Origin of the sequence: Janthinobacterium sp. 64 (assembly GCF_002813325.1) — a bacterium.
Classification (GTDB): domain Bacteria; phylum Pseudomonadota; class Gammaproteobacteria; order Burkholderiales; family Burkholderiaceae_D; genus Janthinobacterium.
Map to the genome: position 1 here is coordinate 4,109,344 of NZ_PHUG01000001.1, position 22,432 is coordinate 4,131,775.

At 58.8% G+C, this 22,432-nt stretch carries 16 protein-coding genes and 4 tRNA genes; 17 read left to right on the top strand and 3 right to left on the bottom strand.

Annotation, left to right across the window (positions count from 1 at the left end):
- Positions 1–47: 47 nt before the first annotated feature.
- From ttcA to CLU91_RS18085, 3 genes are read right to left on the bottom strand one after another with little or no spacing between them, the layout of a single operon-like run.
- Positions 48–1,010: a tRNA 2-thiocytidine(32) synthetase TtcA gene (gene ttcA, locus CLU91_RS18075; protein ID WP_198521491.1), complete on the bottom strand. Its 963-nt coding sequence runs from the start codon at positions 1,008–1,010 to the stop codon at positions 48–50.
- Between the two features lie 5 nt (positions 1,011–1,015).
- Positions 1,016–1,414 (bottom strand): dihydroneopterin aldolase, encoded by a 399-nt coding sequence (locus tag CLU91_RS18080; RefSeq protein WP_046682033.1) that lies wholly within the window; start codon positions 1,412–1,414, stop codon positions 1,016–1,018.
- Between the two features lie 53 nt (positions 1,415–1,467).
- Positions 1,468–2,256, bottom strand: coding sequence for an SDR family oxidoreductase (locus tag CLU91_RS18085; protein ID WP_100875269.1), 789 nt, complete (start codon positions 2,254–2,256; stop codon positions 1,468–1,470).
- 74 nt (positions 2,257–2,330) lie between these two features.
- Between CLU91_RS18085 and CLU91_RS18090 the strand changes: the two genes are divergently transcribed.
- The 17 genes from CLU91_RS18090 (at position 2,331) to rpoC (ending at position 22,431) form a co-directional block, all read left to right on the top strand.
- Positions 2,331–3,482, top strand: coding sequence for a class I SAM-dependent methyltransferase (locus CLU91_RS18090; protein ID WP_100876794.1), 1,152 nt, complete (start codon positions 2,331–2,333; stop codon positions 3,480–3,482).
- 148 nt (positions 3,483–3,630) lie between these two features.
- A complete protein-coding gene (locus tag CLU91_RS18095) occupies positions 3,631–4,725 on the top strand; it encodes a J domain-containing protein (RefSeq protein WP_100875270.1) in 1,095 nt (364 codons plus the stop codon).
- Positions 4,726–4,788: 63 nt separating this feature from the next.
- Positions 4,789–6,384 carry a DUF3369 domain-containing protein gene (locus tag CLU91_RS18100; RefSeq protein ID WP_100875271.1) on the top strand — a complete coding sequence of 532 codons (1,596 nt, stop codon included), beginning with the start codon at positions 4,789–4,791 and terminating at the stop codon, positions 6,382–6,384.
- A 122-nt stretch (positions 6,385–6,506) separates the two neighbouring features.
- Positions 6,507–8,153 (top strand): tetratricopeptide repeat-containing response regulator, encoded by a 1,647-nt coding sequence (locus tag CLU91_RS18105; protein WP_100875272.1) that lies wholly within the window; start codon positions 6,507–6,509, stop codon positions 8,151–8,153.
- Between the two features lie 232 nt (positions 8,154–8,385).
- A tRNA-Tyr gene (locus CLU91_RS18110) sits at positions 8,386–8,470 on the top strand.
- 62 nt (positions 8,471–8,532) lie between these two features.
- Positions 8,533–8,606, top strand: a tRNA-Gly gene (locus tag CLU91_RS18115).
- Between the two features lie 43 nt (positions 8,607–8,649).
- Positions 8,650–8,724 (top strand) — tRNA-Thr (locus CLU91_RS18120).
- An 88-nt stretch (positions 8,725–8,812) separates the two neighbouring features.
- Positions 8,813–10,003: an elongation factor Tu gene (tuf, locus tag CLU91_RS18125; RefSeq protein WP_100875273.1), complete on the top strand. Its 1,191-nt coding sequence runs from the start codon at positions 8,813–8,815 to the stop codon at positions 10,001–10,003.
- A gap of 66 nt (positions 10,004–10,069) precedes the next feature.
- Positions 10,070–10,145, top strand: a tRNA-Trp gene (locus CLU91_RS18130).
- A 32-nt stretch (positions 10,146–10,177) separates the two neighbouring features.
- Positions 10,178–10,561 carry a preprotein translocase subunit SecE gene (gene secE, locus CLU91_RS18135; RefSeq protein WP_010394308.1) on the top strand — a complete coding sequence of 128 codons (384 nt, stop codon included), beginning with the start codon at positions 10,178–10,180 and terminating at the stop codon, positions 10,559–10,561.
- Positions 10,561–11,187 carry a transcription termination/antitermination protein NusG gene (gene nusG, locus CLU91_RS18140; RefSeq protein WP_034753130.1) on the top strand — a complete coding sequence of 209 codons (627 nt, stop codon included), beginning with the start codon at positions 10,561–10,563 and terminating at the stop codon, positions 11,185–11,187. Before secE ends, nusG begins: the two co-directional genes overlap by 1 nt.
- Positions 11,188–11,301: 114 nt before the next feature.
- Positions 11,302–11,736, top strand: a complete 435-nt coding sequence (rplK, locus tag CLU91_RS18145; protein WP_034783246.1) for a 50S ribosomal protein L11 — start codon at positions 11,302–11,304, stop codon at positions 11,734–11,736.
- On the top strand, positions 11,736–12,431 hold the full coding sequence (gene rplA, locus CLU91_RS18150; protein ID WP_100875274.1) for a 50S ribosomal protein L1: 696 nt from the start codon (positions 11,736–11,738) through the stop codon (positions 12,429–12,431). The genes rplK and rplA overlap by 1 nt, the downstream gene beginning before the upstream one ends.
- Positions 12,432–12,750: 319 nt before the next feature.
- Entirely contained in the window at positions 12,751–13,290 is a 540-nt protein-coding gene (rplJ, locus tag CLU91_RS18155; RefSeq protein ID WP_034753621.1) for a 50S ribosomal protein L10, read from the top strand.
- A gap of 67 nt (positions 13,291–13,357) precedes the next feature.
- A complete protein-coding gene (gene rplL, locus CLU91_RS18160) occupies positions 13,358–13,729 on the top strand; it encodes a 50S ribosomal protein L7/L12 (protein ID WP_100875275.1) in 372 nt (123 codons plus the stop codon).
- A 244-nt stretch (positions 13,730–13,973) separates the two neighbouring features.
- Positions 13,974–18,080, top strand: coding sequence for a DNA-directed RNA polymerase subunit beta (rpoB, locus tag CLU91_RS18165; RefSeq protein WP_100875276.1), 4,107 nt, complete (start codon positions 13,974–13,976; stop codon positions 18,078–18,080).
- 109 nt (positions 18,081–18,189) lie between these two features.
- Positions 18,190–22,431 (top strand): DNA-directed RNA polymerase subunit beta', encoded by a 4,242-nt coding sequence (gene rpoC, locus CLU91_RS18170; protein ID WP_100875277.1) that lies wholly within the window; start codon positions 18,190–18,192, stop codon positions 22,429–22,431.
- The last annotated feature ends 1 nt before the right edge of the window (position 22,432 follow it).

Consider the following 22,432-nt stretch of genomic DNA (forward strand, 5'->3'; position numbering starts at 1 on the left):
GCCACCTGGGCGGTGGCGGCGAAACAACAGGGGCTTACAACAGCGGCTTACAGCGCTTGCAGCGGAATGGTGCCGAACGTGGTCGGCGTCGAGCACGGCTCTTCATCAAACGCGATGTCGCCCATGGGGTTGGCCACGCCATCGGCCTTCAAGTCCTTGAAGCCGAACAGTTTCGGGTCCATCAAATGCGATGGCGCCACGTTCGACAGGGCCGAGAAGATGCTTTCCACGCGGCCAGGGAATTTCTTGTCCCATTCGCGCATCAATCCCTTGATCTGCTTGCGCTGCAGGTTTTCCTGCGAACCGCACAGGTCGCATGGGATGATGGGGAAGCCTTTGACTTCCGCATAGCGCTGCGTGTCTTCTTCCTTCACGTAGGCCATCGGGCGGATGACGATGTGTTTGCCGTCGTCCGACTGCAGCTTGGCCGGCATGCCTTTCAGTTTGCCGCCGAAGAACATATTCAGGAAGAACGTTTCCAAAATATCATCGCGGTGGTGGCCCAGCGCAATCTTGTTGGCGCCCAGCTCGTCGGCCACGCGGTACAGGATGCCGCGGCGCAGGCGCGAGCACAGCGAGCAAGTCGTCTTGCCTTCCGGGATCAAACGCTTGACGATGCTGTAGGTATCCTGGTTTTCGATGTGGAAAGCCACGCCCAGTTCCGTCAGGTAGGCGGGCAGGATTTCCGGCGGAAAATTCGGCTGCTTCTGGTCCAGGTTGACGGCGACGATATCAAAATGAATCGGCGCGCGTTCGCGCAAGGTCATCAAAATATCCAGCAGCGCGTAGCTATCCTTGCCGCCGGACAGGCACACCATCACCTTGTCGCCGTCTTCGATCATATTAAAATCGCCGATGGCTTGCCCCACCAGGCGGCACAGGCGCTTGTGCAGCTTGTTGTTTTCCAGGGCGATTTTTTCCGCCTTCTTGCGCGCCAGTTTCTGTGCTTCCACGTTGGCCGGGAATTCCACGGCCGTGGTCGTCGCTTCCAGTACTGCGGCATTACTCATGTTGTTCATGCTTCATCCTTGATCTTGAATACTTCCACGCCCACGCCTTCGCAGTCGGGATACACGTCCGGCTTCATGCTCGACACGCGCGCAGCGCGCACGCGCGGGTGCGCCAGCATGGCGGCGAGCACGTCGTCGACCAGGCTTTCCTGCAGCTGCACGTGGCCTTGCGCCATGCGCTTGGCGATGGTTTCGCGCATGAAGTCGTAGTCGACCACTTCTTCCAGTTGGTCATCCTTGGGCGTCGACAGGGCCAGGGGAATGTACAGGTCGACGTTGATGAGGACGCGCTGCTCGCCCTTTTTCTCGAAGTCGTAGACGCCGATGTTGATGAGGACTTCGTAATTGCGCAGGAACAGGCGGCGGCAATCGGCCAGGCGAGGGTGAGACAGGGCGGACGACATAGTTTTACCTTTTAGGGAATGCTGGAATGCTGGTTGTTTGGTGTGGCTGCTGATTATTTGGTCAAAAACATGACGTCGCGCGGCAAGCCGATCAAATGCTGGCCGCCATCGACCAGCAGGGTCGTGCCCGTCAGCGCGCGCGCGCCGGCCACGTAACAGACGCTGTCGGCCACGTCCTCGGGCGTGCTGGAGCGTCCCAGCGGCGTGTTTTCATGTGCCTTGGCAAAGTTCGCTGCCGTCTGCTCGCCGGAAACCATGGTGATGCCGGGGGCAATGCCCACCACGCGCACTTTCGGCGCCAGCGCCTGGGCCAGCATGGTGGTCGCCGACAGCAGCGCCGCCTTGGACAGGGTGTACGACAAAAAATCAGGATTGAGATTGTACAGTTTTTGATCGAGCAAGTTGATGACCACGGTTTGTTCGCCTGCCGGGGTGGCCTGGTACAGCGCCTGCGCCAGCAGGATGGGAGCGGCCAGGTTGGCGTGCATGTGGGCGTCGAGCGCGGTGAAGGAAAAATCACCGGCATTGTCGTATTCAAACAACGAAGCGTTGTTGACCACGCAAGTCACTCGCCCCAGCGCCGCCTGTGCCTGCGGCAGCAGCTGGCGCACGGCGTCTTCCTGCGCCAGGTCGCAAGGGAACGCGTGCGCGCGGCGGCCCAGGGCGGCGATTTCCGCCACCAGGCTCTGCGCTTCCTCGCGCGAGTGGCGGTAGTGGACGGCGATATCCCAGCCGTCGCGCGCCAGGCCCAGCGCGATGGCGCGGCCGAGGCGGCGCGCGGCGCCCGTGACGAGGGCGACGCGGGGAGTGCTGTCGAATGGCGTTGTCGTTGCTTCTGTCATGTCTTTGCTATGGTTGAGATATTCGGTGGATGCCACACTGGCGGCATGCGCCGTCGATTCGCTACAATGCGGGTATGTCTCTTCCCGTACCCGATAGCGACGCGCTGGCCGCGTCCCATGCCTTGCAGCACCTGATTGCCGCCGAAATCGCGCGCAATGACGGCGCCATTCCCTTTGTCCGCTTCATGGAGCTGGCGCTGTACGCGCCTGACCTCGGCTATTACAGCGGCGGCGCCGCCAAGCTGGGCAAAGATGGCGATTTTACAACTGCGCCTGAGATTTCGCCCCTGTTCGGCGCCACCCTGGCCCATGTGGCAGCCGCTATTATGGCGCAAACGGCCCCGCGCATCCTCGAATTCGGCGCCGGCACGGGCAAGCTGGCCTGCGATATCCTGACGGAAGCGGCGCAGGCCGGCATCGCCATTGAACAGTATGCGATCGTCGAATTGTCCGGCGAATTGCGCGCGCGCCAGGAGCTGGCGCTGGCCGCCTTCCCGCAAGTGGTGTGGCTCGACGGTTTCCCCGACAGTTTCGAAGGCGCCGTGTTCGGCAATGAAGTGCTCGACGCCATGCCCGTCAACCTGATCAGCAAGACGCCGGCCGGCTGGTGCGAACTCGACGTCAGCATTGCCGATGGCCAGTTCGTGTTTGTCGAACGGCTTGCCGGCGATGACGTGGCCGCGCAGATCGCCGCCCAGGTGCCCGAGGCCGATGCCTTGCCCGTCGGCTATGTCAGCGAGATCCATGGCGTGGCCTGCGGCTTCATGCGCTCGCTGGCGCGCATGCTGACCAATGGCAAGGGCGGCGCGGCCGTGCTGTTCGACTATGGCTTTCCGGCACACGAGTATTACCTGGATTTGCGCGCCACGGGCACCTTGATGTGCCATTACCGCCACCACGCCCATGCGGAACCGTTTTATCTGCCCGGTTTGCAAGACATCACGGCCCACGTCGACTTTACGGCCATGGCGGTGGCGGCGCAGGACGCGGGCCTCGACGTGCTCGCTTATATGAACCAGGCGTCCTTCCTGCTGGGCGCGGGCCTTGGCGACTTGCTGCTGCGCACTGATCCTGAACAGGTCAAAACGTACTTGCCGCAAGCCAGCGCCGTGCAAAAGCTGGTCTCGCCTGCCGAGATGGGGGAATTGTTCAAGGTGCTGGTGGTGGGGCACCAGGTGGAGTTGCCGGAAACGCTGTTGTCGAGCGACCGCAGCCATCGCCTGTAAGCGCTGCAATATCAAGGCAGGGCAGTGCCGCCCTGCAATTTCCTGTCCGCCGGTGGTTATTATCTTGTCATATCGTATATGATGACCGACACAGCACGGTTCCATCCTGCAAGAACCCGTCGCCGCGCACCGATTTCAAGATAGAACGATGGGAAAGATACATACACACTATGACAACCTGAAGGTGGCGCGCCTGGCGCCGCAGGAAGTCATACGTGCCGCGTACAAAGCCCTCAGCCAGAAATACCACCCGGACAAGAATCCCGGCGACGAAAAGGCCGCCCGCATCATGGCGATCCTCAACAGCGCCTATGGCACCTTGTCCGATCCCCAGCGCCGCAAGGAACACGACGAGTGGATCGCTGCCGAGGAGTGGGAAATCGAATGGCTGGAAAGCACCCATCAGGAAGAAGGCAAGGGCCGCGATGGCCGCGCGAAAGGCCATGCCCATTCGCATGAGCACGCCTGGGCGCAGGATGTGCCGCCGCCGAAGGGCAAGGCAAGGCGCGGCCTGCAGCCCGTCTGGCGCAACTGGCGCTGGTGGCTGAGTTTGCTTGTCTGCCTGCTGCTGGGCTGGCTGGGCGCCTTGCTGATGCTCGATACCTCCCAGCCCGTGCCTGCCGCGCTGGCAACGGCCTGGAGCGGCCTGGCCCGCGATGGCGCCCAACCCCATGCGGAAACAGCCACGTCTGCGGCCAGTGCCGCATCGTCGCCATCGAAAGGCGAGGCCGTGGCAGTCGACAGCTGGGCGGTGGGCAAGCCGTATGCACCGGAACCCCAGGAAGCGAAGACGCCCGAGATCCGCGTGCTGGCCGTTTCCCAGCTGAGCCTGAAAGCCATCCAGCCTGCCTGCGATGGCGCAGGCAAGGCCGAGTCCGCAACGCTGGTGGCGCCGAATGGCGAGCCCTGGCCGACGCATTCCGGCTATGTCGATGGATTCCTGATCGGTAACAAGGGCGAGGAGCTGGCCATCAGCATCGACAACAGCCACAATGCCGCGCCCATGTTCGTCAAGCTGTATGACACGGAGCGGCGCTCGAACGTGCGCTATCTGTACATCCTCGCGAACGACAAACTGCTGGTGGAACAGCTCAGCGCTGGCAAGTATGAAGTGCGCTACCAGGCAGTCGGGCCGGGCCAGGACCATTGTGGCGGCACCACGCGCAGCGGCGCCTCGATACCGCCGCCGACGCCTGCCGCGGGAGAGGGCGGGACGCAGAATCCTGTTGTAAGCAGCATCTAATCTGATTATGCTTGATATGCGTCAACGCAGCGTCCACATCGACCTTATCCATTAGGAGTATTCATGACCGACCTCACAGCCGATGCAGATGATAACTGGCTGCTCGACGAAGATGAGCCGGTGGCCAGTCCTGCCGGGCTGGACGCGCCAGACCAGCGCCTGTGGCGTGTCCTGATCGTCGATGATGATGTCGATGTGCATGCGGTCACGCGGCTGGCGCTGCGCAATGTCAGTTTCAAGGGCCGTGAACTGGAACTGTTTTCCGCCTACAGCGGCCGCGAAGGATACGAGATCCTGCGCGACACGCCCGATATCGCGCTGGTGCTGCTCGACGTGGTGATGGAAACGGATGACGCGGGACTGATCCTCGCCAAGCGCATCCGCGCCGACCTGAACAACTCCATCGTGCGCGTCGTGCTGCGCACGGGCCAGCCGGGCCAGGCGCCCGAGCAGCGCGTCATCATCGAATACGACATCAACGATTACAAGGCCAAGACGGAACTGACGACGCAAAAGCTGTTTACGACAGTCATCTCGGCTTTGCGTGCCTACGAGAGCCTGATGATGCTCGAGCGCAGCCGCATCGGCCTGGGCAAGATCCTCGCCGGCGCCACCAATCTGTACCAGATCCATTCGCTGCGCGAATTCGCTTCCGGCGTGCTCAACCAGGTCAGCGCCATCCTCGACGTGGGTGCCGACGGCGTGCTGTGCCTGATGCAGGGTGGTGCCGGGCGGCCCGAGGTGGTCGCCGCCACGGGCACCTATGCCATGCTGGCCGAGTCGGAAGCCTTGCCGGCAGATCATGCGCTCACCGCCACCATCGCCAAGGCGTTTGCGGAAAAGCGCAGCCAGTTCGAGCATCCGGCCAACGTGCTGTTCATCCATACGGAAGGCAACCGCGAGCTGGCCATCTCCGTCACGCCGCCGTGGCCGCTGGCGCAGATCCAGCGCGATCTGCTGGAAGTGTTTTGCCAGCGCATCGCCGCCGCCTTCGACAACCTGTACATGTTCGGGCAGCTGCGCAAGGCGCAGGAAGCGACCGTGGTGGCGCTGGCCGACCTGGCCGAGTTCCGCGACAGCGACACGGGCGGCCACGTGCGGCGCGTGCAGCTGCTGTCCGAAGCGATTGCCCGCCGCATGCAGCAGCGCGCCGTGTACCCGGATGAGCTCACACCGCAGCTGCTCGACATGATCGGCCTGGCCAGCATCCTGCACGACGTGGGCAAGGTGGCCACGCCGGATGCCGTGCTGCTGAAACCGGGCAAGCATACGGACCAGGAGCGGGCGCAGATGCAGCTGCACGCCGGCGTCGGGCGCACCATTCTTGAGCGGGCCGCCAACATGGTCGACGGCGTCAGCTACCTCACGTATGGCGCGCAGATCGCTGGCGGCCACCATGAGCACTTCGATGGCGCCGGCTACCCGAATGGCCTCGTGGGGCGCGACATTCCCGTGGCCGCGCGCATCGTTGCCGTGGTCGATGTTTTTGACGCCTTGCTGCACGAGCGGCCCTACAAGGAGCCGTGGCCGTATCCGCAGGTGCGCGAATACATCGAGCAGCGCAGCGGCAGCCAGTTCGATCCGGAAGTGGTGACGGCGCTGCTGGAGCTGATCGACCACGAGCCGCAACTGTGGCATCCGGAGCACGCCACCACCTGAGTTGGCGTTTTTCGGCAGCGCACCATTCCCTTGCGCGCGGCGCCGTCATATACTCGGCTGCCTCATGCTGGCTGGCGCCACGCACCAGTGTGGCGCGCCGCGGAGTTTTCGGACATTACGACATGAAAGAACTCAAGGGCCTCAGCGCACTGATCATCGAGCCGCATCCGGGCATGCGCGCCAGCCTGCACAATATGCTCAACCTGTGCGGCCTGGCGAAGATCGACGACGCGGCCAGCTCGGGCCAGGCGATCCGCATGCTGGGCAGCAAATCGTATGATCTGATCCTGTGCGAATACGACCTCGACGGCGGGCAGGATGGCCAGCAGATGCTGGAAGACTTGCGCCATCACAAATTGATGCACGCGTCGACCATGTTCTTCATGGTCACGGGCGAAGGCAGCTTTGCCAAGGTGGTCAGCGCCGTCGAGCTGCTGCCCACCGATTACATCCTCAAGCCCTTCACCGCTGAGAACATGCTTGAGCGCATCGGCCGCGCGCTGGACAAGCGCAATGCCTTCGTGCCCGTGTATGCATTGATCGACGTGGGCAATGAGCGCGCGGCGATTGCCGCCTGCGCCGAGGGCGCCAGCCTGTATCCCCGCTACGCCACCGATTTCCTGCGCCTGCGCGCGGAATTGCATTTGCTGCTGGGCGAGGCGGCCGACGCGGAGCCGATCTACGCAGCCCTGTATGAAGCCAAGTCCATCGGCTGGGCGCGCCTGGGACAGGCCAAGACGCAATTTCTGCTGGGCGAGTACGCAGCGGCGCAGGGCACGCTGGAAGGTCTGCTGGAAAACAACAAGCGTTTTCTCGACGCGTATGACTGGCTGGCGCGCACGCATTTGGCGCAAGGCAAGCCGGAACTGGCGCAGGCGGCCCTGAGCGAGGCGGTGGCCCTGTCGCCGCATGCCGTGCGCCGCTTGCGCCGGCTGGGCGAGGCGGCCCTGGCGGCCGACGATATCGCGATGGCGGAAAAAGCCCTGAAGCTGGTGGTCAGCAAGGCCAAGTATTCGGAGTTCCGTGACCCGGAAGACCATGTGCGCCTGGTGCAGACCCTGGTGCGCAAGGGCGACCCCCTGCAGGCGGGCGCCGTCATCCGCGACCTCGACAAATCGATGGGCGGGCAAAAGAATGCGGAGCTGTGCAGCGCCCTGTGCGGCGCCATGCTGCATGCGCATACGGGCAACGAGGAACGCCTGCAGCAATCACTGGACTCTGCCCTGGCCGCCAACCGGCACAGCGTGGGCAGCTCGAATACGCTGAAAACGGAGCTGGCGCGCCACTGCCTGGCGCACGGGCGCGAAGAGGGCGCGGCCGAGGTGATGCGTGAAGTCATGCGCAACGCGCCCGACAGCGCCGCCATGACGCGCGCCATGGCCGTGTTCGAGCTGGCGGGGCGCGAAGAGCTGGCCAAGGCGCTGGCGCGGCAAAGCCGCCAGGAAGTGGCCGACATGGTGGCGGCCGGCGCGGCGAGGGCGGGAGACGGCGATTTCCGCGGCGCCGTCGACCTGATGGGCGAAGCCGTCACGCGCCTGCCCGACAATCCGCAAGTGGTCTTCAATGCGGCCGTGGCCGTGCTGAAATGTCTGGAACACGAGGGATGGGATGAACGCATGGGGCAGCAGGCGCTGACATTTATTGCCGGCGTGCGCCGGCTGGACCCGCGCAACCCCAAATTGCCCGTGCTGTCGGGCCTGCATCAGCAGTTGTTGCGTAAATATAAGCCCCTGGGCAACGCCTGGATGCATCCGCCGGATGCCCGGTAAAGGGGAAAATGCGGGGCGAATGACGGAAAAATGCGGCTTCCCGGCAGGGAGGATAAAAAAAATCCAAAAAAAGTCGACTTTTTCGCGCCAACCCTTGCACATTCTCAAATCGGGAGCTTATAATCACGCCCCGAAGCAGCCAACTTCTTCTTTATACGCAAATGCAGCAGTCAGGCATCAGTAAATAAGGTTGACAGTTGTGAGTAGATGCTTCATACTCTGCGGTTCCCGCGGAGGGGTGGCCGAGTGGTTAAAGGCGACAGACTGTAAATCTGTTCTCTATGAGTACGCTGGTTCGAATCCAGCCCCCTCCACCAAGTTTTTGCAAGGAAAACTGGGTAGTAGCAAAAAGCAAGTGAAGAAAAGTGAACGATACCTCGCGGGTGTAGCTCAATGGTAGAGCAGAAGCCTTCCAAGCTTACGACGAGGGTTCGATTCCCTTCACCCGCTCCAGTTTCCGTTCAGATGCTTGATGCATCGCATGCAACAAATTACAGCCCTTGTAGCTCAGTGGTAGAGCACTCCCTTGGTAAGGGAGAGGCCACGTGTTCGATCCACGTCAAGGGCACCAGAATTCGCAGCAGGCAGCACAGAAGCAATTCAAACCAGACCGTCGGGCGTGTGCCTGAGCAATCTAATCAAATCATTAGGAGTTCAAAATGGCAAAAGGTAAATTCGAACGGACCAAGCCGCACGTCAACGTCGGCACCATCGGCCACGTCGACCACGGTAAAACCACGCTGACCGCTGCAATCGCAACGGTTCTGTCGAAGAAATTCGGCGGCGAAGCCAAAGCATACGACCAGATCGATGCGGCACCAGAAGAAAAAGCGCGCGGTATCACGATTAACACCGCCCACGTCGAGTACGAAACGGAATCGCGTCACTACGCGCACGTTGACTGCCCAGGCCACGCCGATTACATCAAAAACATGATTACCGGTGCTGCCCAGATGGACGGCGCGATCCTGGTATGTTCCGCAGCTGACGGCCCAATGCCACAGACCCGCGAACACATCCTGCTGGCCCGCCAAGTTGGCGTTCCATACATCATCGTGTTCCTGAACAAGTGCGACCTGGTCGACGACGCAGAGCTGCTGGAACTGGTTGAAATGGAAGTGCGCGAGCTGTTGTCGAAGTATGAGTTCCCTGGCGACGACGTGCCTATCATCAAAGGTTCGGCCCGTATGGCGCTGGAAGGCAAAGAAGGCGAAATGGGCGTTGACGCAGTGCTGCGTCTGGCCGATGCCCTCGATTCGTACATCCCAACGCCAGAGCGCGCTGTTGACGGTGCTTTCCTGATGCCAGTGGAAGACGTGTTCTCGATCTCGGGTCGCGGTACCGTTGTGACCGGTCGTATCGAGCGCGGCATTGTTAAGGTCGGCGAAGAGATCGAAATCGTTGGTATTATCGACACCGTCAAAACGACTTGCACCGGCGTGGAAATGTTCCGCAAACTGCTGGACCAAGGTCAAGCAGGCGACAACGTTGGTCTGCTGCTGCGCGGCACCAAGCGTGAAGACGTGCAACGTGGTCAAGTTCTGGCCAAGCCAGGCTCGATCAAGCCGCATGCACACTTCACCGGCGAGATCTATGTTCTGTCGAAAGACGAAGGCGGCCGTCATACGCCATTCTTCAACAACTATCGTCCACAGTTCTACTTCCGCACGACGGACGTAACTGGTTCGATCGAGTTGCCAGCAGACAAAGAAATGGTCATGCCAGGCGATAACGTGTCGATCACCGTCAAGCTGATCAACCCGATCGCGATGGAAGAAGGCCTGCGCTTCGCTATCCGTGAAGGCGGTCGTACCGTCGGCGCCGGCGTGGTTGCAAAAATCCTCGCATAAGGAAATGTTATGCTTCCACCCGGGGCGTCCTGGGTGGTAGAATAGCACTCCTCGAAAGTTTTACGTAGGGACGTAGCTCAATTGGCAGAGCGTCGGTCTCCAAAACCGAAGGTTGGGGGTTCGATGCCCTCCGTCCCTGCCACCGTCAAGGTGCAGGGCACCGAAAGTAGAAAAATGTCAAATCAATCCGTGCAAACCGTTAGCACGTCGAGTGACAAGATAAAAGTCGCGCTGGCAATAGTGGCTGCGATTGCAGGAGTAGTCGGGTTTTATTACCTGGCAGGCCAACCAGCTCTGGTGCGTGCAAGCGCGCTTGTGGCTGGTTTGGTTATTGCTGTTGCGCTCTTGTATGTCTCGACGACCGGCCGTGAATTTCTCAATTTCGCCAAAGAAGCTGTGCGCGAAACCAAGAAAGTCGTTTGGCCTACCCGCAAAGAAGCCACGCAGATTACTGCGATCGTGTTTGCCTTTGTGCTGGTCATGGCGATTTTCCTGTGGGGCACGGATAAATTGCTCGAGTTTTTGTTGTATGACGTAATTCTGGGTTGGAAAAAATAATGAGCGAAAATGTGCATGATGAAGCGGCGGACGAGTCCGTTCCGGGCGACGCTCCGGTAGCGGACACTGGTGCAGCGCTGAGCGTGCCAGTCAGCAGCAAGCGCTGGTATGTCGTGCATGCTTATTCCGGCATGGAAAAAAGCGTCATGCGCGCACTGACCGAGCGCATCGAGCGCGCGGGCATGCAAGACCAGTTCGGCCAGATCCTCGTGCCGATCGAAGAAGTTGTCGAAGTCAAGAATGGTGTGAAGTCCGTCACCGAACGTCGTTTCTATCCTGGCTATGTGCTGGTTGAAATGGAAATGACGGACGAGAGCTGGCACTTGGTCAAGAACACCAGCAAGGTTACCGGTTTCATTGGTGGCAAGTCGAACAAGCCGACGCCGATCTCCGCGCGCGAAATCGACGGCATCATGAAGCAGATGCAGGAAGGTGTTGAAAAACCCCGTCCAAAAACCTTGTACGAAGTGGGCGAGCAAGTCCGCATCAAGGATGGTCCGTTCACCGACTTCAACGGCAATGTCGAAGAAGTCAATTACGAGAAATCCAAAGTGCGCGTTTCGGTCACCATTTTCGGCCGCGCCACTCCGGTGGAACTCGAATTCGGCCAGGTCGAAAAAGTTTAAGTTGTATCAGCGCCACCAGGAGCGTTGCGGTAGTCTCAGCAAAATCCGGTCAGAGGAGCCCCGCCAGGGTAGGATCGGCGGGGCGCTACTACTCAATCCAAGATAGGAGCCATCATGGCAAAGAAAATCATTGGTTTTATCAAGCTGCAAGTGCCAGCTGGTAAAGCAAACCCATCCCCACCAATCGGTCCAGCTCTGGGTCAACGCGGTCTGAACATCATGGAATTCTGCAAAGCGTTCAACGCGCAGACCCAAGGTATGGAACCAGGCATGCCGATCCCAGTCGTGATCACCGCGTTCGCTGACAAGTCCTTCACGTTCGTGATGAAGACGCCTCCAGCAACCTACCTGATCAAAAAAGCTGCTGCGATCACCAAAGGTTCGCCGAAGCCACATACCGACAAAGTCGGTACGCTGACCCGCGCACAAGCTGAAGAAATCGCTAAATTGAAAACCCCTGATCTGACCGCTGCCGACATGGATGCTGCTGTGCGCACCATCGCTGGTTCCGCTCGTTCGATTGGTATCACGGTGGAAGGTGTTGTATAATGGCTAAGTTATCCAAACGTATCAAGGCTTTGAAAGCCAAAGTCGACCGTACCAAAGTGTACGCTTTCGACAACGCTGTCGCTCTGATCAAAGAGTGCGCAACGGCCAAGTTCAATGAATCGATCGACGTATCGGTACAACTGGGTGTTGATCCTAAGAAATCCGACCAAGTGGTGCGCGGCTCCGTCGTGCTGCCAGCTGGTACCGGCAAAACCGTACGCGTGGCAGTGTTCGCGTCGGGTGAAAAAGCAGAAGCTGCTAAAGCAGCTGGCGCCGACATCGTTGGTATGGAAGACCTGGCTGAGCGTATCAAAGCCGGCGACATGCCTTTCGATATCGTTATCGCTTCGCCAGATACCATGCGTATCGTTGGTACCCTGGGTCAGATCCTGGGCCCACGCGGCATGATGCCTAACCCGAAAGTTGGCACTGTTACTCCTGACGTCGCTACCGCCGTGAAAAACGCGAAAGCCGGTCAAGTTCAGTACCGTACCGACAAATCCGGTATCATCCACGCTACCATCGGCCGTAAATCGTTCGCTGACGCAGATCTGAAATCGAATCTGGTCGCACTGATCGACGCACTGAACAAAGCCAAGCCAGCATCGAGCAAAGGCGTGTACCTGCGCAAAGTTTCGCTGTCGTCGACCATGGGCGCTGGCGTCCGTGTTGACCAGGCTAGCCTGGCAGCTTAAGTAAAGAATCAAGTCCTGTGGCGCCTTCGGGCGCTGCGGGCGCATCTTTGGGCTGTCTGTCCGGTGTTCGCACCAGGCAGGCAGACAATCAAAGACCGTTGGGCCGACTGCGATCGCACATGCAGAAGGTTAATAGGCTTGCCGGCAACGGCAAGTGCCCAACGCAGATGGTGTACCCGAACAAGTTTTGTAGTCCTCATGCTGCGTGAATCCATCCGCTCAGTTTAGTACTTCTTGACTTCGGACGCCGTGTTCGAACCGATGCAAGGCGCTCAACCACTCGGTTGTGATTGCCGAACATCATTTAAGGAGGTTGACCGTGAGTCTCAATCTGAATGACAAAAAGGCCGTCGTCGCCGAAGTTTCCGCACAAGTAGCAAATGCGCAAACGATCGTCGTGGCCGAATATCGTGGCATCCAGGTTGGTCACTTGACGCAACTGCGTGCTAAAGCGCGTGCCCAAGGCGTGTACCTGCGTGTGTTGAAAAACACTCTGGCTCGTCGCTCCGTTGAAGGTACCGCATTCGCCAGCCTGGCAGATGCCATGACCGGCCCGTTGATCTACTCGATCTCGGCCGATGCCGTTGCAGCAGCTAAAGTCATCGCTGACTTCGCTAAAACCAACGACAAACTGGTCATCAAAGCAGGTAACTACGCAGGCAAGCCGCTGGATACAGCTGCTGTCACCGCGTTGGCGAGCATTCCTAGCCGTGAAGTCCTCATTTCGCAGTTGTTGGGCGTTATGCTGGCTCCGGTTTCGGGCTTTGCACGTGGTCTGGCTGCCCTGGCAGCGAAAAAAGGCGAAGGCGCCGAAGCTCCTGCAGAAGCAGCAGCAGAAGAAGCCCCAGCAGCCGCTTAATTGCGCGCGCTTTTTTCTCTCAGTACCAATCTGATGTAACTAACGTAATAAATTTAGGAGTTTCAAAATGGCAATTAGCAAAGACGATATCCTGGAAGCAGTTAGCGCCATGTCCGTAATGGACCTGAACGACCTGGTTAAAGCATTCGAAGAAAAATTCGGCGTGTCCGCAGCAGCAATGGCTTCGGCCGGTCCTGCAGCAGGCCCAGCAGCAGCTGCTGAAGAACAAACCGAATTCAACGTCATCCTGGACGGCTTCGGCGCAAACAAAGTTGGCGTCATTAAAGCAGTTCGCGAAATCACCGGCCTGGGCTTGAAAGAAGCTAAAGACCTGGTCGATGGCGCTCCAAAAACTGTGAAAGAAGCAGTGTCGAAAGCTGACGCTGAAGCAGCACAGAAGAAACTGGTAGAAGCCGGCGCAACCGCTTCGATCAAGTAATATCTGTACCGGCGGCAGTTAGCGCCCGAGTCAAAGTCTGAGGTTTCCCCTCGCAAGGGGGGAAATCCGACTTTGGCTCCTTTGTCGTCTGCATCGTATTTGTCATGTAGTTGTAGCAGCAGTTTTTATTCGATTCAAGCCGGAAAGCAGAGCCTTGAGGTTTCGTCTGTGTCACACGCAGCGGTGCAAACGAACACTTGCAAAACCTGAATTTTCTATCCTTTCTGTCACTCACGGAGTGTCCATGCACTACTCATTTACTGAGAAGAAACGCATTCGCAAATCATTCGCGAAGCGCGCCAACGTTCACCACGTTCCGTTCCTGCTGGCGACCCAGCTCGAGTCTTATCATAGCTTCTTGCAAGAGGACATAGCACCGTCCGGCCGCAAGAATGATGGCCTGCAGTCGGCTTTCACTTCGATTTTCCCTATCGTGTCGCACAATGGTTTTGCGCGTCTCGAATTCTTGTCGTACGTTCTGGGCGATCCTGCCTTTGACGTCAAAGAATGTCAACAACGTGGCCTGACGTTCGCGTCGCCGCTGCGCGCGAAAGTGCGTCTGGTGATCCTGGACAAGGAATCGCCAACCAAGCCCGTCGTCAAAGAGATGAAGGAACAGGAAGTCTACATGGGCGAATTGCCGCTCATGACGACCACCGGTTCGTTCGTCATCAACGGCACGGAGCGGGTGATCGTTTCCCAGCTGCACCGTTCGCCTGGCGTGTTCTTCGAGCATGACCGCGGCAAGACTCACTCGTCCGGTAAGCTGCTGTTCTCCGCGCGTATCATTCCTTACCGCGGTTCGTGGCTGGACTTCGAGTTCGACCCGAAAGACATCCTGTTCTTCCGCGTCGACCGCCGCCGCAAGATGCCAGTAACGATCCTGCTCAAAGCCATCGGCATGTCGCATGAGCAAATCCTGGCCAATTTCTTTGTCTTCGACAATTTCAACCTGCGCTCCGAAGGCGCGGAAATGGAATTCGTCGCCGAACGTCTGCGCGGCGAAGTGGCGCGTTTCGACATCGTCGACAAGTCGGGCAAGACCCTGGTGCTGAAAGACAAGCGTATCAACGCCAAGCACGTGCGTGATATCGAAGCTGCCGGCATCAAGCACATTTCCGTACCGGAAGACTATCTGCTGGGCCGCGTATTGGCGAAGAACATCGTCGATGGCGATACCGGTGAAGTCGTCGCTTCCGCGAACGATGAGCTGACCGAAGATCTGTTGGGCCGCTTGCGCGACGCCAGCATTTCCGAAATCCAGACTTTGTACACGAACGACCTGGACCAAGGCGCCTACATCTCGCAAACCCTGCGTATCGACGACACCGCCGATCAGATGGCTGCGAAAGTGGCGATCTACCGCATGATGCGTCCAGGCGAACCGCCAACGGAAGACTCCGTTGAAGCGCTGTTCAATGGCCTGTTCTACAACTCGGACCGCTACGACCTGTCGGCCGTGGGCCGCATGAAGTTCAACCGCCGCATTGGCCGCGATGAACTGACCGGCGCCATGACCCTGTCGAACGAAGACGTGCTGGCCGTGATCAAGATCCTGGTGGAACTGCGCAATGGCCGCGGCGAAGTCGACGATATCGATCACCTGGGTAACCGTCGCGTACGTTGCGTGGGCGAACTGGCCGAGAATCAATTCCGCGCCGGCCTGGTGCGTGTTGAGCGCGCCGTCAAGGAACGCCTCGGCCAAGCCGAAGCGGACAACCTGATGCCGCACGACCTGATCAACTCGAAGCCGATTTCGGCTGCGATTCGCGAGTTCTTCGGTTCGTCCCAGCTGTCGCAGTTCATGGACCAAACCAATCCTCTGTCGGAAATTACCCACAAGCGCCGCGTATCGGCTCTGGGACCCGGCGGTCTGACACGCGAACGCGCCGGCTTTGAAGTGCGCGACGTGCATCCGACCCACTACGGCCGCGTCTGCCCGATCGAGACACCGGAAGGTCCGAACATTGGTCTGATCAACTCGCTGGCTCTGTATGCCCGCCTGAATGAATACGGCTTCCTGGAAACCCCGTACCGCAAGGTCGAAGGCTCCAAGATTACCGATCAGATCGACTACTTGTCCGCCATCGAAGAAGGCCGCTACATCATCGCTCAGGCGAATGCGACCATCAGCGATGAAGGCACGCTGTCCGATGAACTGGTCTCGGCCCGTGAAGCTGGCGAAACCATTCTGGTCTCCCCGGAGCGCATCCAGTACATGGACGTGGCGCCTGGCCAGATCGTTTCCGTCGCTGCCTCGCTGATTCCGTTCCTCGAACACGATGATGCAAACCGTGCATTGATGGGCGCCAACATGCAACGCCAGGCTGTGCCTTGCTTGCGTCCTGAAAAAGCGCTGGTCGGTACCGGTATCGAACGCACCGTTGCGGTCGACTCGGGCACCACCGTGCAAGCCTTGCGTGGCGGTATCGTCGATTACATCGATGCGGGCCGTGTCGTGATTCGCGTCAACGATGACGAAGCGACCGCTGGTGAAGTGGGCGTCGACATCTACAACCTGATCAAGTACACCCGTTCGAACCAGAACACCAACATCAACCAGCGTCCTATCGTGCAAGTGGGCGACCGTGTTGCCAAGCGCGACGTGATCGCCGATGGCGCATCGACCGACCTCGGTGAATTGGCGCTGGGCCAGAACATGACCGTGGCCTTCATGCCATGGAATGGTCTGAACTTCGAAGATTCGATCCTGATCTCGGAAAACGTCGTCAAGGACGACCGCTACACCTCGATTCACATCGAAGAGTTGTCGGTGGTGGCCCGTGACACGAAACTGGGCGCGGAAGAAATTACGCGCGACATCTCGAACCTGGCTGAAAATCAGCTGGCACGTCTGGATGAGTCCGGTATCGTCTACATCGGCGCTGAAGTCCAGGCCGGCGACACGCTGGTCGGTAAAGTGACGCCAAAAGGCGAAACCCAGCTGACCCCGGAAGAGAAGCTGCTGCGCGCGATTTTCGGCGAAAAAGCTTCGGACGTGAAAGACACGTCGCTGCGCGTGCCTTCGGGCATGATCGGTACCGTGATCGACGTGCAAGTCTTCACCCGTGAAGGCATCGTGCGCGACAAGCGTGCCCAGCAAATTATCGATGACGAACTGAAACGCTTCCGTCTGGATCTGAACGACCAGATGCGTATCGTGGAAGGCGATGCCTTCCAGCGTCTGGAAAAAATGCTGATCGGCAAAGTTGTCAACGGCGGCCCTAAAAAGCTGGCCAAAGGCGCCAAGATCACCAAGGAATACCTGGCCGATCTGGACAAATACCACTGGTTCGACATCCGCCCTGCGGACGACGATGCAGCGGTAGCGCTGGAAGCGATCAAGGAATCGATCAACGAGAAGCGTCACCAGTTCGATCTGGCCTTCGAAGAGAAGCGCAAGAAACTGACGCAAGGCGATGAGCTGCAACCAGGCGTGCAAAAAATGGTCAAGGTGTACCTGGCCGTGAAACGCCGCCTGCAGTCGGGCGACAAGATGGCAGGTCGCCACGGTAACAAGGGTGTGGTTTCCCGTATTGTTCCTGTGGAAGACATGCCATACATGGCCGACGGCACGCCAGCCGACGTTGTGCTGAACCCGCTGGGCGTTCCTTCGCGGATGAACGTTGGTCAGATTCTCGAGACGCACTTGGGCTGGGCTGCCAAGGGTCTGGGTATCCGCATCGGCGAAATGCTGAAGGCGCAAACCAAGGTCGAGCAAATGCGCAAGTACCTGACGACGATCTACAACGACAACGGCCGCGCGGAAGATCTGAACGACTTCGACGACGAAGAGATCATGAAGCTGGCGGAAAACCTGAAAAAAGGTGTTCCATTCGCCACGCCAGTGTTCGACGGCGCCAATGAAGAAGAGATCCGCCGCATGCTGGACCTGGCGTATCCGGACGACATCGCCAAGAACCTGGGCATGACCCCGTCGAAGAACCAGGTGACCATGTATGACGGTCGCACCGGTGAAGCGTTCGAACGCAAGGTCACTGTCGGCGTCATGCACATGCTGAAACTGCATCACTTGGTCGATGACAAGATGCATGCGCGTTCGACCGGTCCTTACTCGCTGGTAACGCAACAGCCACTGGGCGGTAAAGCCCAGTTCGGTGGTCAGCGTTTCGGTGAGATGGAAGTCTGGGCACTGGAAGCGTATGGCGCGTCGTATGTCTTGCAAGAGATGTTGACCGTCAAGTCCGATGACGTGAATGGCCGTACCAAAGTGTACGAGAACCTCGTCAAGGGCGACCACGTGATCGACGCCGGCATGCCGGAATCGTTCAACGTGCTGGTCAAGGAAATCCGTTCGCTCGGTATCGATATCGACCTCGAACGCAACTAAACGACAGCACCCTGTCATTTGGTTTGGGAAACACAAAGCCCGGCTGGGAAACCACGCCGGGCAATGTAGTCTCAGGAATATAGAAATTTAATCACCTCTGGAGTGATACATGAAAGCACTGCTCGATCTATTCAAGCAAGTACAGACCAACGAGACCTTCGATGCAATCAAGATCGGTCTCGCTTCGCCTGAGAAAATCCGTTCGTGGTCCTACGGCGAAGTCAAAAAGCCGGAAACCATCAACTACCGTACCTTCAAGCCTGAGCGCGATGGCCTGTTCTGCGCCAAGATCTTTGGCCCGATCAAGGATTACGAATGCCTGTGCGGCAAGTACAAGCGCCTGAAACACCGCGGCGTAATCTGCGAAAAGTGCGGCGTCGAAGTCACCCTGGCCAAAGTGCGCCGCGAGCGCATGGGCCACATCGAGCTGGCCTCGCCTACCGCGCACATCTGGTTCCTGAAATCGCTGCCGTCGCGTCTGGGCATGGTCCTCGACATGACCCTGCGGGACATCGAACGCGTGCTGTACTTTGAAGCATACGTCGTGACCGATCCAGGCATGACCCCGCTGAAGAAGTGCCAGATCATGTCGGAAGACGACTACGCCGCCAAGTACGAAGAGTACGGCGACGACTTCACCGCCTTCATGGGCGCCGAAGGTATCCGTGAACTGCTGCGCTCGATCGACATCCACCGCGATGCCGAAACCCTGCGCGTGGAACTGAAGGAATCGAAATCCGAAGCCAAGATCAAGAAATACGCCAAGCGCCTGAAAGTGCTCGAAGCGTTCCAGCGTTCGGGCATCAAGCCTGACTGGATGATCATGGAAGTGCTGCCGGTGCTGCCGCCGGAACTGCGTCCGCTGGTACCGCTGGACGGTGGCCGTTTCGCGACCTCGGATCTGAACGATCTGTATCGCCGCGTCATCAACCGTAACAACCGCCTGAAACGCCTGATGGAGCTGCGCGCTCCAGAGATCATCACGCGCAACGAAAAGCGCATGCTGCAAGAAGCGGTCGATTCGCTGCTGGACAACGGCCGTCGCGGCAAAGCGATGACCGGCGCCAACAAGCGTCCGCTGAAGTCCTTGGCAGAGATGATCAAAGGTAAAGGCGGCCGTTTCCGTCAAAACTTGCTGGGCAAACGCGTCGATTACTCCGGTCGTTCGGTCATCGTCGTGGGCCCGCAATTGAAATTGCATCAGTGCGGCTTGCCGAAACTGATGGCGCTGGAACTGTTCAAACCCTTCATTTTCAATAAACTGGAACTGATGGGTCTGGCTACCACGATCAAGGCCGCCAAAAAGCTGGTCGAGATTCAAGAACCGGTCGTATGGGACATCCTGGAAGACGTGATTCGCGAACATCCGATCATGTTGAACCGCGCACCAACCTTGCACCGCCTGGGTATCCAGGCCTTCGAGCCAGTCCTGATTGAAGGCAAGGCCATCCAGTTGCACCCACTCGTCTGCGCCGCATTCAACGCCGACTTTGACGGTGACCAAATGGCGGTCCACGTTCCTCTGTCGATCGAAGCGCAGATGGAAGCGCGCACGTTGATGCTGGCATCGAACAACATCCTGTTCCCATCGAACGGCGAACCGTCGATCGTTCCTTCCCAGGATATCGTGCTGGGTCTGTACTACGCGACGCGCGAAGCGATCAATGCGAAGAACGAAGGGATGATGTTCCCTGACGTGTCGGAAGTGATCCGCGCCTACGACAACAAGGAAGTCGAACTGACGACCCGCGTCACCGTGCGTATTACCGAATACCCGAAAAACGCCGAAACGGGCGAATTCGAGAAAACGATTACCCGCTACGAAACGACGATCGGCCGTGCGATCCTGTCGGAAATTCTGCCTAAAGGCTTGCCGTTCTCCGTCCTGAACCGCGCGCTGAAAAAGAAAGAAATTTCCAAGCTGATCAACACGTCGTTCCGCAAGTGCGGCCTGCGCGCCACCGTGGTGTTCGCAGACAAACTGATGCAATCGGGTTTCCGCCTGGCCACACGCGCCGGTATCTCGATCTGCGTCGACGACATGCTGGTACCGCCGCAAAAAGTCACCCTGATCGCGACGGCCGAATCGGAAGTCAAGCAGATCGAACAGCAATACGCCTCGGGTCTCGTGACCGCCGGCGAGCGTTACAACAAGGTAGTCGATATCTGGGGCAAAACCTCCGATGAAGTCGGCAAGGCCATGATGGACCAGCTCAAAGTCGAAGACGTGATCCGCCGCGACGGCACCAAGTCGACGCAAGAATCGTTCAACGCCATTTACATGATGGCCGACTCCGGCGCGCGCGGTTCCGCAGCCCAGATTCGCCAGTTGGCCGGTATGCGTGGTCTGATGGCCAAACCGGATGGCTCGATTATCGAAACGCCGATTACCGCGAACTTCCGCGAAGGTCTGAACGTTTTGCAGTACTTCATTTCGACCCACGGTGCGCGTAAAGGTCTGGCCGATACGGCGCTGAAAACGGCTAACTCCGGTTACCTGACGCGTCGTCTGGTTGATGTGACGCAAGACTTGGTGGTGATCGAGGACGATTGCGGCACCATGAACGGCGCCGTCATGAAGGCACTGGTCGAAGGTGGTGAAGTCATCGAACCGTTGCGTGACCGTATCCTCGGCCGCGTGGTGGTGCATGACGTCGTCAATCCTGAAACCCAGGAAACGCTGTACGAAGCCGGCACCCTGATGGACGAAGACATGGTCGAAGAGATCGAGCGTCTGTCCATCGATGAAGTCAAGGTCCGCACGCCACTGACTTGCGACACGCGCTTCGGCCTGTGCGCCAAGTGCTATGGCCGCGATCTGGGCCGCGGCATGCTGGTCAACGCCGGCGAAGCCGTCGGTGTGGTGGCAGCGCAGTCGATTGGTGAGCCGGGTACCCAGCTGACCATGCGTACGTTCCACATTGGTGGTGCGGCATCGCGTGCGGCAGTGGCATCGTCGGTGGAAGCCAAGTCGAACGGTACCATCCGCTTCACGGCAACCATGCGTTACGTGACGAACGGCAAGGGCGCGCAAATCGTCATTTCCCGTTCCGGCGAAGTGCTGATCACCGACGACCATGGCCGTGAGCGTGAGCGTCATAAAGTACCGTACGGTGCGACCCTGATCGTCAAGGACGGCATGGTCATCAAGGCCGGTACGGCCCTGGCAACGTGGGATCCGCTGACCCGTCCGATCATTACCGAATACGCCGGTCAAGTGCGTTTCGAGAACGTCGAAGAAGGCGTCACCGTAGCCCGTCAGGTCGACGAAGTGACCGGTCTGTCCACCCTGGTGGCGATCGATGCGAAACGTCGCGGTTCGTTGACGAAAACCTTGCGTCCGCAAGTCAAACTGATCAACGAAGCGAACGAAGAAGTCAAGATCGCCGGCACCGAACACTCGGTGGCGATCGGCTTCCAGGTCGGCGCGCTGATCATGGTCAAGGACGGTCAACAGGTATCGGTTGGTGAAGTGCTGGCACGTATTCCTACCGAATCGCAAAAAACGCGCGATATTACCGGTGGTCTGCCACGCGTTGCGGAACTGTTCGAAGCGCGCTCGCCGAAAGATGCCGGTATGCTGGCGGAAGTCACGGGTACGGTTGCGTTCGGTAAAGAAACCAAGGGCAAGCAGCGTCTGGAAATCACGGACATGGACGGCAACAAGCATGAGTTCTTGATCACCAAGGACAAACAAGTGCTGGTGCATGACGGCCAAGTCGTGAACAAGGGCGAGATGATCGTGGACGGCCCGGCCGATCCGCAAGACATCCTGCGCCTGCTGGGTATCGAAGCGCTGGCACGTTACATCGTCGACGAAGTGCAAGACGTGTACCGTCTGCAAGGCGTGAAGATCAATGACAAGCACATCGAAGTGATCGTGCGTCAGATGCTGCGCCGTGTGCAGATCGTCAATGCCGGCGACACCAACTACATCGTTGGCGAGCAGGTAGAGCGTTCGGAACTGCTGGATCAGAACGACCTGATGGAAGCCGGAAACAAAATTCCTGCGACCTACGAAAACGTTCTGCTGGGTATTACCAAGGCTTCGCTGTCGACCGATTCGTTCATCTCGGCCGCATCGTTCCAGGAAACCACCCGCGTGCTGACCGAAGCGGCGATCATGGGCAAGCGCGATGGTCTGCGCGGCCTGAAAGAGAACGTCATCGTCGGCCGTCTGATTCCTGGCGGTACGGGCCTGGCCTTCCACCGCGCACGCAAAGAAAAAGAAGCGTGGGAAGTGGAAGAGCGTCAAGCACTGCTGCTGGCCGAGAAAGCCTCGATGGCCGGCGAAGCTGCCGAAGCGCTGCAGGACATCGAAAGCCAGCAACACCACGGCGACGAAGCGTAAT

What these genes read in the sequence shown, in the direction of transcription:
- rplA (WP_100875274.1), top strand. Translation starts at nt 11,736, where the DNA reads ATGGCTAAGTTATCCAAACGTATCAAGGCTTTGAAAGCCAAAGTCGAC.
- rpoC (WP_100875277.1), top strand. Translation starts at nt 18,190, where the DNA reads ATGAAAGCACTGCTCGATCTATTCAAGCAAGTACAGACCAACGAGACC.
- rplL (WP_100875275.1), top strand. Translation starts at nt 13,358, where the DNA reads ATGGCAATTAGCAAAGACGATATCCTGGAAGCAGTTAGCGCCATGTCC.
- CLU91_RS18105 (WP_100875272.1), top strand. Translation starts at nt 6,507, where the DNA reads ATGAAAGAACTCAAGGGCCTCAGCGCACTGATCATCGAGCCGCATCCG.
- CLU91_RS18085 (WP_100875269.1), bottom strand. Translation starts at nt 2,256, where the DNA reads ATGACAGAAGCAACGACAACGCCATTCGACAGCACTCCCCGCGTCGCC.
- rpoB (WP_100875276.1), top strand. Translation starts at nt 13,974, where the DNA reads ATGCACTACTCATTTACTGAGAAGAAACGCATTCGCAAATCATTCGCG.
- CLU91_RS18100 (WP_100875271.1), top strand. Translation starts at nt 4,789, where the DNA reads ATGACCGACCTCACAGCCGATGCAGATGATAACTGGCTGCTCGACGAA.
- CLU91_RS18080 (WP_046682033.1), bottom strand. Translation starts at nt 1,414, where the DNA reads ATGTCGTCCGCCCTGTCTCACCCTCGCCTGGCCGATTGCCGCCGCCTG.
- tuf (WP_100875273.1), top strand. Translation starts at nt 8,813, where the DNA reads ATGGCAAAAGGTAAATTCGAACGGACCAAGCCGCACGTCAACGTCGGC.
- rplK (WP_034783246.1), top strand. Translation starts at nt 11,302, where the DNA reads ATGGCAAAGAAAATCATTGGTTTTATCAAGCTGCAAGTGCCAGCTGGT.
- ttcA (WP_198521491.1), bottom strand. Translation starts at nt 1,010, where the DNA reads ATGAGTAATGCCGCAGTACTGGAAGCGACGACCACGGCCGTGGAATTC.
- CLU91_RS18090 (WP_100876794.1), top strand. Translation starts at nt 2,331, where the DNA reads ATGTCTCTTCCCGTACCCGATAGCGACGCGCTGGCCGCGTCCCATGCC.
- secE (WP_010394308.1), top strand. Translation starts at nt 10,178, where the DNA reads ATGTCAAATCAATCCGTGCAAACCGTTAGCACGTCGAGTGACAAGATA.
- nusG (WP_034753130.1), top strand. Translation starts at nt 10,561, where the DNA reads ATGAGCGAAAATGTGCATGATGAAGCGGCGGACGAGTCCGTTCCGGGC.
- CLU91_RS18095 (WP_100875270.1), top strand. Translation starts at nt 3,631, where the DNA reads ATGGGAAAGATACATACACACTATGACAACCTGAAGGTGGCGCGCCTG.